At 36.4% G+C, this 15,950-nt stretch carries 19 protein-coding genes; 9 read left to right on the top strand and 10 right to left on the bottom strand.

The window, feature by feature from the left end:
• Positions 1–28 precede the first annotated feature (28 nt).
• The 5 genes from QXW15_RS02385 to QXW15_RS02365 form a co-directional block, all read right to left on the bottom strand.
• Positions 29–262 (bottom strand): hypothetical protein, encoded by a 234-nt coding sequence (locus tag QXW15_RS02385; RefSeq protein WP_048101070.1) that lies wholly within the window; start codon positions 260–262, stop codon positions 29–31.
• A 64-nt stretch (positions 263–326) separates the two neighbouring features.
• On the bottom strand, positions 327–1,808 hold the full coding sequence (locus QXW15_RS02380; protein WP_082180417.1) for a sugar porter family MFS transporter: 1,482 nt from the start codon (positions 1,806–1,808) through the stop codon (positions 327–329).
• Between the two features lie 179 nt (positions 1,809–1,987).
• Positions 1,988–2,791, bottom strand: coding sequence for an aldo/keto reductase (locus QXW15_RS02375; RefSeq protein ID WP_048101069.1), 804 nt, complete (start codon positions 2,789–2,791; stop codon positions 1,988–1,990).
• Between the two features lie 54 nt (positions 2,792–2,845).
• The gene (locus QXW15_RS02370; RefSeq protein ID WP_048101068.1) at positions 2,846–3,631 is read right to left on the bottom strand and encodes a glucose 1-dehydrogenase; all 786 of its coding nucleotides are present in this window, start codon (positions 3,629–3,631) and stop codon (positions 2,846–2,848) included.
• 71 nt (positions 3,632–3,702) lie between these two features.
• Positions 3,703–5,202: an MFS transporter gene (locus tag QXW15_RS02365; RefSeq protein WP_342789897.1), complete on the bottom strand. Its 1,500-nt coding sequence runs from the start codon at positions 5,200–5,202 to the stop codon at positions 3,703–3,705.
• 150 nt (positions 5,203–5,352) lie between these two features.
• On the opposite strand from QXW15_RS02365, the gene QXW15_RS02360 reads away from it, so the two are divergent.
• The 4 genes from QXW15_RS02360 to QXW15_RS02345 all read left to right on the top strand — a co-directional run bounded on the left by QXW15_RS02360 (position 5,353) and on the right by QXW15_RS02345 (position 8,548).
• Positions 5,353–5,586: a hypothetical protein gene (locus tag QXW15_RS02360; RefSeq protein ID WP_048101066.1), complete on the top strand. Its 234-nt coding sequence runs from the start codon at positions 5,353–5,355 to the stop codon at positions 5,584–5,586.
• Positions 5,587–5,589: 3 nt separating this feature from the next.
• Positions 5,590–5,898: a helix-turn-helix domain-containing protein gene (locus tag QXW15_RS02355; protein ID WP_048101065.1), complete on the top strand. Its 309-nt coding sequence runs from the start codon at positions 5,590–5,592 to the stop codon at positions 5,896–5,898.
• A gap of 31 nt (positions 5,899–5,929) precedes the next feature.
• Positions 5,930–6,778, top strand: coding sequence for a hypothetical protein (locus QXW15_RS02350; protein WP_048101064.1), 849 nt, complete (start codon positions 5,930–5,932; stop codon positions 6,776–6,778).
• A gap of 321 nt (positions 6,779–7,099) precedes the next feature.
• Positions 7,100–8,548: a menaquinone biosynthesis decarboxylase gene (locus tag QXW15_RS02345; RefSeq protein WP_048101063.1), complete on the top strand. Its 1,449-nt coding sequence runs from the start codon at positions 7,100–7,102 to the stop codon at positions 8,546–8,548.
• 46 nt (positions 8,549–8,594) lie between these two features.
• Here the strand turns inward: QXW15_RS02345 and QXW15_RS02340 are convergent, their stop codons facing one another.
• Positions 8,595–9,182, bottom strand: coding sequence for a trans-aconitate 2-methyltransferase (locus tag QXW15_RS02340; protein WP_048101062.1), 588 nt, complete (start codon positions 9,180–9,182; stop codon positions 8,595–8,597).
• Positions 9,183–9,280: 98 nt separating this feature from the next.
• A complete protein-coding gene (locus tag QXW15_RS02335) occupies positions 9,281–10,459 on the bottom strand; it encodes a M20 family metallo-hydrolase (RefSeq protein ID WP_048101061.1) in 1,179 nt (392 codons plus the stop codon).
• A gap of 131 nt (positions 10,460–10,590) precedes the next feature.
• On the opposite strand from QXW15_RS02335, the gene rpl7ae reads away from it, so the two are divergent.
• From rpl7ae to infB, 5 genes are read left to right on the top strand one after another with little or no spacing between them, the layout of a single operon-like run.
• Positions 10,591–11,073 carry a 50S ribosomal protein L7Ae gene (gene rpl7ae / locus QXW15_RS02330; RefSeq protein WP_048101060.1) on the top strand — a complete coding sequence of 161 codons (483 nt, stop codon included), beginning with the start codon at positions 10,591–10,593 and terminating at the stop codon, positions 11,071–11,073.
• 5 nt (positions 11,074–11,078) lie between these two features.
• Entirely contained in the window at positions 11,079–11,288 is a 210-nt protein-coding gene (locus QXW15_RS02325; protein ID WP_048101059.1) for a 30S ribosomal protein S28e, read from the top strand.
• Between the two features lie 5 nt (positions 11,289–11,293).
• Complete coding sequence (locus QXW15_RS02320; RefSeq protein ID WP_048101058.1) at positions 11,294–11,491, top strand: 50S ribosomal protein L24e; 198 nt, start codon at positions 11,294–11,296, stop codon at positions 11,489–11,491.
• Positions 11,488–11,913, top strand: coding sequence for a nucleoside-diphosphate kinase (gene ndk / locus QXW15_RS02315; RefSeq protein WP_048101057.1), 426 nt, complete (start codon positions 11,488–11,490; stop codon positions 11,911–11,913). Before QXW15_RS02320 ends, ndk begins: the two co-directional genes overlap by 4 nt.
• Positions 11,914–11,915: 2 nt before the next feature.
• On the top strand, positions 11,916–13,658 hold the full coding sequence (gene infB, locus QXW15_RS02310; RefSeq protein WP_054964233.1) for a translation initiation factor IF-2: 1,743 nt from the start codon (positions 11,916–11,918) through the stop codon (positions 13,656–13,658).
• 31 nt (positions 13,659–13,689) lie between these two features.
• On the opposite strand, the gene QXW15_RS02305 is transcribed toward infB, so the two are convergent.
• The 3 genes from QXW15_RS02305 to QXW15_RS02295 all read right to left on the bottom strand — a co-directional run bounded on the left by QXW15_RS02305 (position 13,690) and on the right by QXW15_RS02295 (position 15,941).
• Entirely contained in the window at positions 13,690–14,604 is a 915-nt protein-coding gene (locus QXW15_RS02305) for a hypothetical protein (protein ID WP_054964232.1), read from the bottom strand.
• A gap of 4 nt (positions 14,605–14,608) precedes the next feature.
• The gene (gene speD, locus QXW15_RS02300; RefSeq protein ID WP_054964231.1) at positions 14,609–15,001 is read right to left on the bottom strand and encodes an adenosylmethionine decarboxylase; all 393 of its coding nucleotides are present in this window, start codon (positions 14,999–15,001) and stop codon (positions 14,609–14,611) included.
• Positions 15,002–15,170: 169 nt separating this feature from the next.
• Entirely contained in the window at positions 15,171–15,941 is a 771-nt protein-coding gene (locus QXW15_RS02295; RefSeq protein ID WP_054964230.1) for a transcriptional regulator, read from the bottom strand.
• Positions 15,942–15,950 lie beyond the last annotated feature (9 nt).

The raw sequence follows: 15,950 nt of genomic DNA, 5'->3' as shown, positions 1-15,950 counted from the left end.
ATAAAAAAATATAAAATATATTTGTATATCAGCCTATTTTTGTTTTGCCAACCTGATTGAATTTTATAATTTCCCCATCGCTGTTGAGTGATATATATACAGTATAATGATATCCCTCAAAATTGAATTCGGTGGAAACATCCCATGTATTTCCATTGTTGACTATGCTGTTTATTGTGAACTCCTGTATGTTTTCACCATAAATATCCTTAATATTCTGCAGGCAGACATTTTTTACATCCTTTAGGTTTTGAATATCCATAATCTTTTATTATATTTCTGTATTAAAAGTTTGCAAGGAAAAAATTAATTTTTTTGATAAAAAATTATTTATCCCCAGACCCTGTGGATTCCCTTGTGCCGGATGCGTTCTTTACATTTAATAGTGTATTGTTTTCAAACATTTCTGTGACCTCCTCAACAGATATGCCCTTTGTTTCAGGCATAATAAAGAAGAATATAATTACGGCTATTACAGAAAGAACCCCGAAGACTGCCATTGTATATCCAAGGCCTATATGCAGGTTCATTGCAGGGAATATTTCTATTATGGCAAAATTTGATATCCAGTCAACAACAGCTATTAGGGATGCATATAAACCCCTGTACTGTGTTGGGAAATATTCTCCCTGAAGCAGCCAGCCGGTACCTCCCACGGCAAAGGCAAAGAAAATTATAAATCCCGCAAATCCTATTAAAAGGCCAACAGCAATATGATCCAGATATAGTACCGTACCAATAAAATCGAACAGTGCCATTCCGGAATAACCTAGCAGTGCAAGGGACCTTCTGCCATATGAATCAATAAGCTTAAATCCTATAAGGGTGGCCAGTACATTTATTACTGCCAGAATTGATGATGCCTCTATTCCAAATACTGCCTTTGAAAGGTATGATCCACCTGCAGATCCAAAGATATTTAATTTTGCTATAACAGTTGGGCCGTAATAGAATGGAACATTTATTCCTGTTATTTGCTGGAACATCATGAACAGGCCAACGACCACGAATGCCCTTTTTATTCCTGGTGTTGCCCTCATTTTAGTTTCCATGCTCTGGAGAACGCCATGGGTCTTTGTTAGCTGATCCTCTGTTGCGTTTATATTAAACCTTTTAAGGGCCGAAATTGCCTTATCGTATTTTTCATGAAGTATTAACCATCTTGGTGATTCTGGCATGTAGAATCTAAAAATAAGGCCTATAATAGATGGTATGGCAGCAACACCTAAAAGAATTCTCCAGTCAACGGCGTATGCAAGGCCTGGTGCAATGAAAAATACACCCATACCAACAAGATAGGCACCAAGTATTCCCCATGTAATCATCCACTGCTGCATTAATGAGAGATGGCCCCTGCGGCGCTTTGGTGCATATTCAACTATATAGGCAGTTGCTATTGCCGAATCAGCACCAACTGCAAGCCCTATGAAGGTTCTTGAAATAAGCAGCATTGCAAGGTTAACAGCAGCCGCAGAAAGAAGTGCACCAATTGTATAAATGGCGGCATCCGTAATAAGCAGGAATTTCCTGCCATATTTGTCGGTAAGTGCTGCTGCTATTAATGCTCCAACGGCGGCACCAAGTGATGCGCCTGCTATTAAGTATCCGTAAACAAATGGTGCAGTTGTGGCAAGGTGTTTGGCAAATGGTATAAATCCCAGATCTGTCCCTATATTGGATGTATCATAACCAAACAGGAACCCACCTATTGTTGCCAGCACAGTAACTGCCCAGTAGAATTTTGTTGTGATCTTACTGTTCATTTCATTTAAGATCGGATCACTATCAGGCAAATTTTGAGTTTCCATATGCTTTTAATTTTTTTCCTTATTTAAACGTTTATTTTATTCCCATTCAAAAATAAAATATAGTATAAATATCAAATCTTAATAAATATCCATTTATATACTTGATACAGTGATAATATATATCACTAGAAAAAAAGTTTAAATAAAAGTTTTATAATTTCCCGGCGTAAATTGTTCATTCAAATAAGCTTTGAAATGCCCAGATAATCCTCAGCTTTAAGTTTTATATCCACAGCATTAATATTTTCCTGAAGGTGTTCAATATTAATGGATTTTGGTATTGCCATAACATTATTATGGTATAAAAGCCATGCAAGGGCAATCTGTGCAGGTGTTGCAGCATATTTAATGGAAATTTCCTCCAAAAATTTTAATGTTTTTCTATCATTAAATAATAATCCTTTATTTAGTGGGCTGTATGCTATTATTGAAATATCATGGCGCATGCAGTAATCATAGGTCCCATCAAATTCAATTTCCTTAGATAAAACATTATATTTAAGCTGGTTTGTTGATATTGCATACCTTTTCATTGCATATGATGCCTCCTGGCATTCAGTGGCGTTAAAATTGGAAACACCAATAAGATCAATTTTTCCATCATCCTTTAATTTTTCCATTGCCGACATTGTTTCTTCTATATCTATGCTATGGTTTGGCCAATGAAGCTGATATAAATCTATATGATCTGTTTTAAGTCTTGCAAGGCTTTCATTGCATGCATTTATTACATCGTTGTAATGGAAATGATCAGGCCATATCTTTGTGGCAATAAAAATATCATCACGGTTGTAATCTTTAATTGCCTCTGCAACAATATCTTCAGTTTCATACATCTCCGCAGTGTCTATAAAATTTATTCCATGGTCTATTGCATATTTTATGGCATTTACCGCATCCTTTCTGTGGCCCTTCATTTTCCATGTACCAATGCCCAGGACAGATACCTGCTTTTTATATCCTGATAATTTTCGATATATCACAAAAAAACATAGAATTATAAAACATTAATTTTTTTAAATGGATAAAAATAATATTTATCCATCATGTCTGAAATCTGGATAAATCAGCATTCCGCCATCAACAGTCAATGTTATGCCTGTAACATATGATGCCATATCGCTTGCCAGATATAAAACAGCATTGGCCACATCATCGGCACTTCCGGCATACCCCATTGCTATCTTACCATTAAGGTCCTTAAGTGTTTCAGGATTCTGCCATACTGATTTGTTTATATTTGTTTTAATGGCGCCGGGTGCAATAGAGACTATTCTAATTCCCTTATCAGCATTTTCCTGTGCGGCTGTTTTTGTTAGCATGTCAAGGCCAGCCTTTGAGCTGCAATAGGCACTGTAACCTGACCATGGTATTACAACATGGTCCGATGTTATGTTAATGATCACACCACCATTATTTTTTTGCATTCTTTTTAATGCCTGCCTCATGCAGTAATATGGTCCAAGCAGATTAATATTTATAACCTTCTGCCAGCTGTTAATATCGTCATCTCCTATATTCTGCCTTACACCGTCAATGCCAGCAGAATTAACAAGGATGTCAAGCCTTCCAAAGGTTGAATCAACATCATTGAATAGTTTCTCGACGCTTTCAGGGCTTGAAACATCGGCATTAAATTCTTTTGCATTGCCACCATTTGATTTTATGGCATTAACAACGTCCAGTGCATTTTGGAGATTGCTTGAATAATGTACAGCCACAGACGCACCGGCATCTGCAAGTGCCATGGCTATGGATCTTCCTATGCCACCACTTGCCCCGGTTATCAGTGCAACCTTATTTGTAAGATTTATATTTTTCATATAAATAAGATATAGATTATAAACATATAATAATTTTTTTAAAATCAAATATATTTAATGATTTTTTAAAATTATAGTTTTGTGAGTTCATTTGTTGCATTATTATTTATTGATTCTTCAGATTTTTTAACTCCTGTGGATGTGCGATGGCCGAGAACCTCATGTGCCATAAGGACTATGAAAGCTGATGCCAGAAATGACAGCGCACCTATTATAAAGGCAATGTGGTATGCAAATTTATCTGGGAATGAAAAAACTGTCAATCCTGTGGATGTTCTTATTGCAAAAGCAACAGTATAAAGTGATAATATTGTGCCAGCCACGGGTGCACCAATACTGCTGCCTATATATCTGAATGTGCTGTTCATTGATGTTGCGAGCCCCATATCCTTGGGATTAACAGACAGCACAAGTAGATTGATTATTGAGGCGTTCATTATTGACATTCCTGAGCCTATAATAAATTCATAAATTATTGTCATTATAAAATCAGGTGATGTTGATAATAAGTAAAATCCTAATGCTGTGATAAGAGAACCGGCAACAGCCAGGGGCTTTATTCCTGACTTTGATATAATCCTTCCAGTGATTACAGAAAATACGATCATGCCTATTGCAAATGATACCAGTGAAAGCCCTGTTCCAAGTATTGATAGCCCAAACCCAAAGGGCTTTGGTGTTTCAAATTTGTATGAAAGAGACTGCATGGATAAATACATGCCCATTCCTGAAACTGAGAGTGCAATATTTGCGGTAAGCACATTTCTTTCAGATAATAACTTCATGTCAAATATGGCCTCCCCACCCCTATTATCGTAATGTTTTTCGTATATAAACATGGGTATGAAAAGGATTACACCTGTTATAATCATGCTCAGAAACAGGGCAGAATTCCATCCCCATGATGAACCCTCTGACATTGAAAGAACTATCAGTGCAAGTGGGACACCGAGAAGTGCTGCACCGATATAATCAACCTTAACCTCTGGTCTTCTGTAATCTGATTCATGAACCTTATATATTGTCAGAATTGCCAGTGCAACGATGAATGGTATTGCAGTATGGTATGTCATCCTCCATCCAAAATAATTTGATATTAATGATCCAAGCGGCAGGCTTATCGCAAAACCGGCACCAAACATACCGCTTATTAATGCCTGGGCCTTGGGTACCAGTTCCCGTGGAAACTGCTCCCTCACCAGTGCCATGCCAAGTGGCATGATTGTTAGTCCAATACCCTGAACTGCCCTGGATATTACCATAAATGTAAAATTCGGGGAAAAACCTGTAACAGATACGGCACCTGCATATAAAATCATGACAACCGACATCATCTTTTTCTTACCCCAGAGATCGGCCAGTTTCCCAATAACAGGGCTTAGGGCCACACCCGTTAGGAGATATGTTGAAAGAACAAGGCTTACCTGATCCACAGATATATGAAATCCCTCTGCAATACTTGGCAGTGAAGGTGTAAGCATGCCCTCAACGTACATCACCGCCATGATAATCATTGCAAGTAAAATTAAAACGAAATTGGCATATTTTTTATTATAATTAACATTATTCATAGTCATCACACCAAATTTTTATTTAATACGCCAGATAGAGATACATGATTATCAAGGAGTATATAAATATTGTGTAATAAAATATTTACTAATAAACTATTTTTGATGCCCAATGGAAAAAATAAATAACCAATTTTATATTTTTAGACCATGACCTATGAACTGAATATAAATAATATTGAGGAAACTAAAAAATTAATTTCCAGTGCAATCGCAAAAATGGTCAATGCAGACGATATAAAGATCAATGAAATTTTTTATTATACAGGATTGAAAAAATGGAGTCTAAAAATTTCATATTCCAGTGCGGGAAAGACTTATTACGGTTCTATGGATATAAACTGTAATGGAACAATTTTAAGATATCAGGAAAGGGAGGTGTAATTTTTGGAATCCGATAAAAGGTTTCAGGAACTGATAAATCAAATAAATGGCAAATGGGACCTAATAATAGTAAATATGCTCAAGACAGGTGAATTTCATTTCAATGAACTATTAAAAAATATTAATGGCATAACCCCCAAGGCACTTTCCGATTCTTTAAAAAAACTACTGGCCCATGGGATAATACAAAAGGACATAAAAAACATTAATCCGGTAAATATTGTTTATAAACTGACGGAAAAGGGAAATGCCCTGATCAATCCTATTAACAGTCTGGTTAACTGGCAGATACAGTGTGATAAAAAAAGATGAGATTATATAATATAATTTACATTTACAGTTAATGTTAAAAAAATACCTTTATAACAGAAATTTTTACGATAATGAAACGATGAACAGGCTTATGTCGATGTCTAAATTCCTTATACTTATTTCAGTATTCTTGGTAATATTATCAGGTTTTATATATGCTATCTATTATATATTTGAACCTTACAATGCAATTTTTAAGGCAGGTATTCTGTTGATAATTCTGGGATATCTTTTTTATATAATAAATAACATTATGTTTTTTAGGCTAAATAAATTCGAAATAAGTGACAAGCTCATATTTTTTTCTGTCATTATGTTCTTTGTGTTTTTTATATCCCAGATATTTATGGATGCCTCATTAAAGATTGGCATTGCAGGCGGAATCACCGGCATAGTTGGAACCATCCTTGCAGTGTTATATTATTATTTTAAAAAGGATGAGATAATTTCAAGGGTTATAATAATAGTTGCAACAGTGCTAATATACATTTCCATAGAAACTTTTCCTCTTGGATTCTACTCCTCTATCATGCCACTTTATTTTAATTCATCTCTCTGGGCCCAGGCGTTTATAATTTTTGAGATATTTTACGTTCTTGCATTTCTTTTTAAGGATAACAGCCTCTTAAATGACTTTCTCAGAAGCACAGGTGTTGAGCTTGGAATTCTAATATTTGGTGTTGGCATGATAACTGGTGGCTCCTATTTAATCTCGGCATATACCATGATTATTCCACATGGTATATCCATACCGGTGGAGATTCTTATGATTCTCGCTGGAATTGCAATTATAATAGCTGGCATATTTGCTATCATTTTGGCTTTTATGGACTTTTATTATGAGGTTATAAGGCCGCGCAGATATTCATTTAGATTTTAATTTATATGGCTGAAAGTCCATTGTATAGTTATTAAAAATAATATATTTATATATTAATATTAGAATATTAATCATAGGAACAAATGAGGCAATTAATCTTTTAATTATATCAAAAAACATTATATGGATATGCAATGGATAAAAAATAGGACATACTGTAAAGCCAAATAAGAAGTATGGCTCGATGGTATTGGCTTATATCCAGGAAGTTTAAGCATCAAAGAGATAATAATTACCAAGGGTTTTTGTTAGAATGGTTAATAAAAATCATCATCTTAATCACTGGCATAAGGTTATATTTAATTTTAACATTATATATTTATGGTATTCAGTGATTTAAGGGATTATTTAAAATTCCAAGAGAAAAACAATGATCTGGTGCATGTAACAGATGAGGTTGACCCTGATCTTGAACTTACATACATATTAAGCGAGGAGGAAAGGATAGGAAAAAAGAGGACGATGCTTTTTGAGAACGTAAAAAATTCAGACATACCTGTGGCAGGTAATTTCTTTTCAACAGATCAAAAAATAGAAAATATACTTGGGGACAAACCATATAATGTTGGCCTTAGATTGAAGAATCTGGTTAGAATTCCGGATGATACCGAATCCATGATTTCAAGGGGCCTTCAGATGATGAAGGAACTGGGTGGAATCAGGCCAAAGGTTGAACAGAGAAAATCCTCTGAATTTAACGTTCTTGAAAAGGTTGACCTTGGAAGGTATCCAATTACAAAGAACTGGCCAATGGACGGGGGAAAATACATTACAATGCCGCTGGTTATTACCAAGGATCCGGTCACGGGACAGAGAAACGTGGGGACCTATAGAATGCAGGTTTTTGATAATGAAACAACAGGAATGCACTGGCATATACATAAGGGTGGAGCAGAACATTTTAGCGAGTATAAGAAGGAATCAAAAACAATGGATGTCGCTGTGGTCATTGGCACTGACCCACTTACATTCTTTTCATCAATTGCACCGCTGCCCAATGGCATTGATGAGTTTTCATTCAGGGGCTTACTGGCAAGAAAATCCCTTGAGCTAATAAAGGGAGAAACAGTTGATTTGGAATATCCTAGAAATTCCGAAATAGTTCTTGAGGGTTATATAGACCCGTCTGAGACCAGGGTCGAGGGCCCATTTGGTGATCACACCGGTTATTATTCTCTTGAGGAACAGTTTCCCGTTTTTCATATTAAGAAGATAATCGAAAAGAAAAATCCAATATATATGACAACCATTGTCGGCAAACTATGGCATGAGGATGTTAGAATAGGAAAGGCAATAGAGAGGATGTTTTTGCCTCTTGTTCAGATTCAGATTCCTGAAATAGTTGATATGAACATACCTGAGGAGACCGTGGTCAGCAACATGATAGTTGTTTCCATTAAAAAACGCTATCCAGGTCAGGCCAAGAAGGTTATGTTCGCAATCTGGGGCACAGGCCAGATGGCATTAACAAAAATAGTGGTTGTTGTTGATGATGATGTGGACGTGCATGATATGAAGCAGGTAATGTGGGCAATGACAACAAGAATAGATCCTTCAAGTGATGTCTTTATCATACCGGGAACGCCCACTGACAGTCTGGATCATCCAGCACGCATATTTAATTATGGTTCAAAGATGGGCATAGATGCCACAAGAAAAACAAAGGAGGAGAATTATAACAGGGTCTGGCCGGAAACATTAAAAATGGATGCAGATATAGAAAAAAAGGTAGATGAATTAATAAATAGGCTTGGATCATCACAGAATTAATAATCAATTTTTTAATTTAAAATGATTTTATTTATGGAATAATTTATCATATTTTTTTAAATTTTAGTGCTATTAAATTACCCCTTACATCAATAGTTTTTTCATACCCATCGTAATTAAGTGATTCCGCGTATTTTTTTGATAAAGAATGGCGTTTATATGCCGATAGATTTGATTTATAATATTCATTATAATACTCTATAATGATAAACACACCACCTTTATTTAAACGGCCAAGTATATATTCAAGGCTTTTCTCCCTGTCCTTCCAGTGGTGGAATGAAAGACTTGAAAATATTAGGTCGAAATTTATATTAAATGGAATATCCCTGCTGCTTCCCTGCTCGCATGTGCACCTTAAATTTTCCTTTTTAAAAAGCTTACGCTCCGCATCAACCATGTATTTTGATGGGTCTATTGCATATACCTGTGCATCAGGAAATTTCTTCGCAACCATGGCTGTTAGCCTTCCCGGCCCGGCCCCTATATCAAGGATGGTTTCCGGTGATAATCCCTCAAACTCATAAATTGCAAAATTATACAGCTTTTTCAGAAGGCGCCATGCAAAAATTGAGTAAAATGACGTTGTTAATAATCCAAATTTCTCCTCTCCATCAACATAATAATCAGGCATAATAGCAGTAAGGCTATTTCTTTTATAAGTTTTCGCATAAAAATAAAATTATTTAATTTAATTGAATTTAAAATAATTTTTTATTATTTTTAAGAAATTTAATTATATAAAATGTATTCATAAATTTTTACATCGCCAATTATATCATCGATACGGCAAAATTCGTTGGGCATATGAGCGTTTTCAATAACCGTTGTTGACCACACTGCGGCAGGAATATTTCTGGCCCTTAAGAATGCTGCAAATGTTGATCCGCCGATGCCAACAGTCATTGCCTTTTTACCCTTGATTTTTTCAATGGCATCCTTAAGTTTTAAGACAATCTCAGAATTTTCCATGTTAAATGATGGTGATGGTTCTGATTCAATGACATCCATGTCTATTTCACCACCATTTTTTTTAGTAAAATCCGTTACCATTTTTTGTATGTTCTCTATTGCCTCCTCAAGATTGTATCCCGGAAGGATACGGCAATCATAGTAGAAAATATCCTCGCCGGGTATTGTGTTAATATTATCTATATTTTTTTCATGCTTCGTTGGTTCAAAGGTGGAAACACTGGGTATAAACATTTTATTTTCTATTGAAAATGTTTTATGGAGCTCGTCATCAAAAAATGTAATAAATTTTGATGAAAGGCGGAATGCATTCAATGCCTCCTGTGGCATGCTGGCATGTCCCTGCCTGCCCCTTACAGTAAATTTCAGCCACAAAACACTCTTCTCTGCAGTTTCTATTATATTTCCATCCTCTGTGCCGGCGTCAGGAACAACTATTAAATCATCCGGTTTAAAAATATTTTTTGAAATCAAATATTTTATTCCGTATGTATTTCCTGTTTCCTCATCGCTTACAAATGCTATTCCAAGATTTAGCCTCATTTTGTTTAAATCGAGTTTTTTAAGGAGCAAAAGTGCAGTAAGCAATCCCTGGCCGTTGTCCTCAGCGCCCCTTGCATATATATTGCCATTTTCTATATGCACATCATATGGATCATGCGCCCATAATTTTACATCACCTGCAGGGACAGTGTCCATATGGACTATTATCCACAGCGTTTTTTCAAAGTTGCCGGTTTTAATAACAAAATTCGGCCTTGTAACTCCAAAATTATCATCCACATAATATTTTTCATAATTTTTGTATCCCATTTCATCCAGTATATTCAAAATCTCCTCGGCCTTTTTTAACTCACCATTGCCACCGTTTTCCGGGGATACTGCCGGAATGCTTAAAATACGCCTTGCAGTATTTTTAACAAATTCTTCATCATCCATTATTATGTATATTTTTTTTTAATATATTATTTGCCATTAATGGAAACGAATTTAATAAAGGTGCAGTTTATGCACGGGCAATATTTATATTGGTGTTTATAATACGTTCTAAAAAATGAAGGAGGATTAGTATGGAAAACACATATGTAAAATTTGAAGCTCCCGAATCGCTGGAAAAAGAGTCTCTTGATTTTGTTGAAAATTCATACAGGTCAGGAAAGATTAAAAAGGGCACAAATGAGGTTGTAAAGGCAATAGAAAGGGGAGAGGCAAAGCTTGTTGTTATAGCCGAGGACGTTTCACCTGCTGATGTTGTATTTTATCTTCCAACATTATGCGAGGAAAGAAAGGTGCCATACACATATGTTAAAAAGAAGGCGGACCTTGGTGTAAAGGTCGGCATAGCCTCAGCCGCATCCGTAGCAGTTGTGGATTACGGGAAAAACGAGGAGGCATATAAAACCTTGATTTCCGATATAAACAATGCCAGGGAGGGCAAGAAGGAGGATAAGAAGGAAGCAGAGGAGAAGCCCGAGGCAAAGGAAGAGAAGAAGGAAAAGAAATCAGAAAAAAAGCCCAAAGAGGCAAAAGAATCTGAAAATAAGGAAGAGTGATCAGCATGGATGATGATGCTACACCAGCAGAGGTTGTTGAAATTATGGGCAGAACCGGAATGACCGGGGAGGCCACAACCGTAAAGGTCAGGGTTCTTTCTGGCAAGGATCAGGGAAGAATCATAGCAAGAAATGTGCTTGGCCCGGTGGCGGTTGGTGATATACTCATGCTGAGGGAAACTGCAAGGGAGGCCAGAAGGCTATCAATTAGGTGATTTTAATGGAAAATCGAAAATGTACTTTTTGCGGTGCTGATATAGAACCTGCAGCAGGCATGATATACGTGAGAAAGGATGGTGCCATACTTAACTTTTGTTCCAAGAAATGCAAGGTAAACATGATAGATTTAAAGAGGGCTGCAAGGAACACAAAATGGACAAATGAGTATCATAGAATTAAAGAGATGAGAAAGGCATGAGCGTGGAACGCACACTGATACTTATAAAGCCAGATGGCGTATCCCGCCACATAATAGGCCGGATAATATCGAGATTTGAGGATAAAGGCCTCAGGCTGCTGGCAATGAAGTTTATGACAGTTACCAAACAGCAGGCAGAGATGCACTACAGTGTGCACAGCCTGAAACCATTCTTTTCAGACCTGGTCTCATACCTTACCTCAGGGCCAATAGTTGCAATGATTTGGGAGGGCGATAATGCAATAGTTTCATGCAGGAATATATGCGGTGCAACTGATGGTTCCAAGGCAGCTCCAGGCACAATACGCGGGGACTTTTCACTCAACATAGAGGAAAATATAGTGCATGCTTCAGATTCAAAGGAATCATATGAACATGAGTACCCAATATTCTTTAATGAAAATGAAATTGTGGTAAAATAGAGATGGAAACTGCAAAAAATAATTTGAGGGAGCCAATTGTATGCGTGCTTGGTCATGTTGACCATGGCAAAACAACGTTGTTAGATGATATTAGGGGCACAACTGTTGCAAAGAAGGAAAGCGGTGGCATAACCCAGAAGATAGGTGCAACAGATATAAATAAAAATCTTCTTGAAAAGATAGTAAAGAATACATTCAGGAACGTTTCAATAAAAATACCCGGACTTTTATTTATAGATACACCGGGGCATGTCGCATTCTCAAATATGAGGGCAAGGGGAGGCGCACTTGCGGATATAGCCATTCTTGTCATAGATATAAACGAGGGGTTAATGCCCCAGACCATAGAATCCATAGATATACTTAAAAAATTTAAAACACCATTTATTATAGCAGCAAATAAAATAGATTTAATACCCTATTTTATTTCTGCAAAAAACAAATCATTTTATGAGGTATTTAAAATACAGAGGCCGGAATACAGGGAAGAACTTGATAAGCGCATTTACAATATTATAAACCAGCTTTATGTCCATGGAATCTCCTCAGATCGCTATGATAGAATATCAGATTTTACAAAAACATTTGCCATTGTGCCGGTCAGCGCAAAATTAAATATAGGAATAGCGGATATATTAATGGTTTTAACCGGTCTGGCACAGAAATTCCTTGAAAATGAAATTAAATTTAGTGATGAATCAACGCGTGGCACTGTTATAGAGGTTAAAAAGGAGGGTTCCCTTGGAACAACACTTGACACAATATTATATCAGGGTACACTTGCTCGTGGTGATACCATTGCACTGAACACTGCAAACGGGCCGCAGACAACAAAGGTGAAGGCCATTCTTGTAAATTCCAGTAATAAGGGCATTATGGAAAAGGACAAGGTTTCCGCGGCTGCAGGAATCAGGATACTTATTACAGATAAGCTGGATGTTACACCGGGTACGTCAATAATAAAAATTCTGGATAACCCGGAACAGGCCTTTGAGGAGCTTACCAGGGAATCAAAGCCAAATATAAATGTATCAGAAAATGGTGTTACAATAAAGGCCGAGGCTCTTGGATCGCTTGAGGCCGTCGCATACGAGCTTGATCAGAACAACATAAAGATAAGGGAGGCATCAATAGGAGACATCACAAAAAAGGATATTATAAACGTATCAACATTGAATGACCCGCTTGAAAGGATAATCATAGGCTTTAATGTCGGTATATCACCGGATGGAAGGGAGGCAATGGAATCATCTGATATTAAGGTAATAACAGGAGATGTCATATACTCATTAATTGAGGAGGCCAGCAAATGGCTTTCAGACAAAAAACATGAGCTGGAGGAGGAGAAAAAGAATGCCAGACCTGTACCATCGAAGTTTATCATTATGCCGGATTACATTTTTAGGGCTGCAAAGCCTGTAATTGTTGGTATTAGGGTTCTATCTGGCCGTGTTAAGGTTGGAGATAAATTAATAACTGAAAATAATAAGTATGCAGGCACAATAAAAAGCCTCAGGGATGGCGATGTCAACAGGCAGTTTGCGGACGCCGGCATGGAGGTTTCATGCGCAATAGACGGCGTTATACTTAACAGGCACATTTTTCCGGATAGGCCAATTTACGTTGACATACCCGAGAGTGTTGCAAAGGAGTTAAAAAATCAGGAACTTTCAGATGATATAAAGGAAACACTTGATGAGATAATAAAAATTAAGCGCAGGGAAAATCAGTTCTGGGGATTTTAGAAAGGGCATTTAAAAAAATTTTATCCATAAATTATCTGGCAAATACAGTAATTATCAGGAAGATTATGCTTATTATAAGCATTAAAATTATTGAAAAATAGCTATTCTTAAGCGTTAATTCAGATGTAAATGCGGCAAGTGCAAAAACAAGTGTGTTTTTATAAACAGTACTGCCGGTAATCAATCCTGTTGATTCACCCACGCGGTGCCTGTGCAAGCTTATGCCAACCATTGTTATTTCAGGTATTGACCCAAAGACACCAAGAAGAATAAATGATGCAAAAAAGCTGGTAATGTTAAAAATGTCTGAAATCACAATTGCGCTGCTTATCATGGCATAGGATCCTAGAACAATTACAAGTAACGATATTAATCCGTATATATATGGATAATCCTCAAATTCTGGTGCCGTATTTGTTTTTACATTTTTTCTGTTTATAATATAAAAATAGATAATGAATATTATCATGGGAATAATGCCAATGTATGCAGGTATATCCTCATATATGAATGAGAATGCAAGGATAATTATTGATGATGCAAGTATAAATACTGCATCGAGGCGGTAGGTTTTCAAGGTTTTCATATAATAAAATGGTATAATAATGAAAAATGCAAGCATAACAAGTGTATTTGATCCCTGGATTGACCCAAAGCTGATTTCCCCATGACCCTCAAGGGCGGCCATGAGGGACATGACAATCTCATCAAAAACGGATGCAATGCCCAGAATTAAAATTCCCACAGTTTTTCCGGAGAATTCCAATTTTTTGCCAATTTTGGCGGCAACATCGGTAAATATATCGCTTGAAAGGTATATGCCGGTTATGGAAATTAATATGGCAAAAATTATGACAAATTTAAACCTAATATCTATTCTGTAAAATAAAACAAGGATATCATAAATTAACAGGGAAAAAAGGTATATAATTATGGATTTTTTCAATTAATCACAGCATTAGTGATGGATCCGTTATTGTAACATTGTCATCTACTTTATTTCCCCTCTCAAGTTTCTTATATTCTATGCTGGTGGGTTTAAGCACATTTAAAAGATAATTGAACGCCTTATCTGCATTACTCCGATCACCACACGTGTATATATCAAGGGTAACAAGCCCGTATTCAGGCCATGTATGAAATGAGAGATGGGATTCAGCCAGAAGCGCTATTCCACTGGCCCCCATGGGCCTGAACTGATAGTACTGTGATGAGATTTTTGTCAAATTCCCCTCTTTTATGGCATTTTCCATAATTGGAGAAATGCTGTCAGCGCTAGATATTAACCCTGCATCTACACCGTATAAATCCGCAATTATGTGCACCCCTACTACCACTTTCATCGTCCTCCATAAATTTTTTCACCTCAACAAGAGAGTTAATATTAACCTTATATTTAAATATTTTTTAAAATGGAAAATTTTTATTTTTATTCTTAGGCAATTATAATTATAGAAAGGACTAGGTCAAAATATAAATAATTGATTTAATATATTTTTATTTTTATATTTATTAAACATGTATATAATTTATTTCTATTTCAGGATTTTTTGCCTGCAACTCCCTTATATCATTTATGGTGAAATGGAATAACCTGTCAGATATTAATATTAAAGTGCTGTAACCCCTTTTTGCGGCCTCAAAGCCTGCACCTATGGCATTGTATTCAAGGTTATTCTTAATTCCACCGTCCCTTAATACTGTGTATGCAAGTTCCCCCACGGACCCGGCAAGGTCATATTCCACAGAGGACACTTTTTGTAAAATAATTTTTTCATAATCGCACAGATTTTCTATCTTTTCAATATTTTTTAAAAGCATTATTGTTATCTTTGCCTTTTTAACATCTATTAACCCCTTAACCCCTGTAATCCCGGCACATTTTCCAGCATTGCTCCTCGTGCATGATACACCGTATGATCCCGTTTTAAAATCTGGTGATGCATGAAGATAGCCATCCTGCATGTATAAATACACCTTCTGCCCGGGTATTATGTCCCTATCCGGAATTGCCTCCCAGATTAGTGAGGCATCTATATTTATAAGGCTGCTGTGAACAAAATCCTCTATTGTATTCAGGCCATTGTAAAGAAAGTCAAAACCCTCCTTGGTAATTTTATTGTCACTTCCTATATAGCCCTTATCCCTTAGGATCTTCATGTGGTAAACAACACCCTGCAGTGTTATGCCAAGTTCCTTTGATATTTCTGATGGCCGGTACTTCCCATTTTTGACATTTAAAAGAACCATCAGCTGCGTGATCATGGCCTGCTCAATCTTCATTTATATGCA

It is taken from the genome of Acidiplasma sp. (assembly GCF_038728925.1).
GTDB lineage: Archaea > Thermoplasmatota > Thermoplasmata > Thermoplasmatales > Thermoplasmataceae > Acidiplasma > Acidiplasma aeolicum.
Note: the sequence above shows the minus strand (reverse complement) of the source record. Positions and strands in the feature narration are given on the sequence as shown.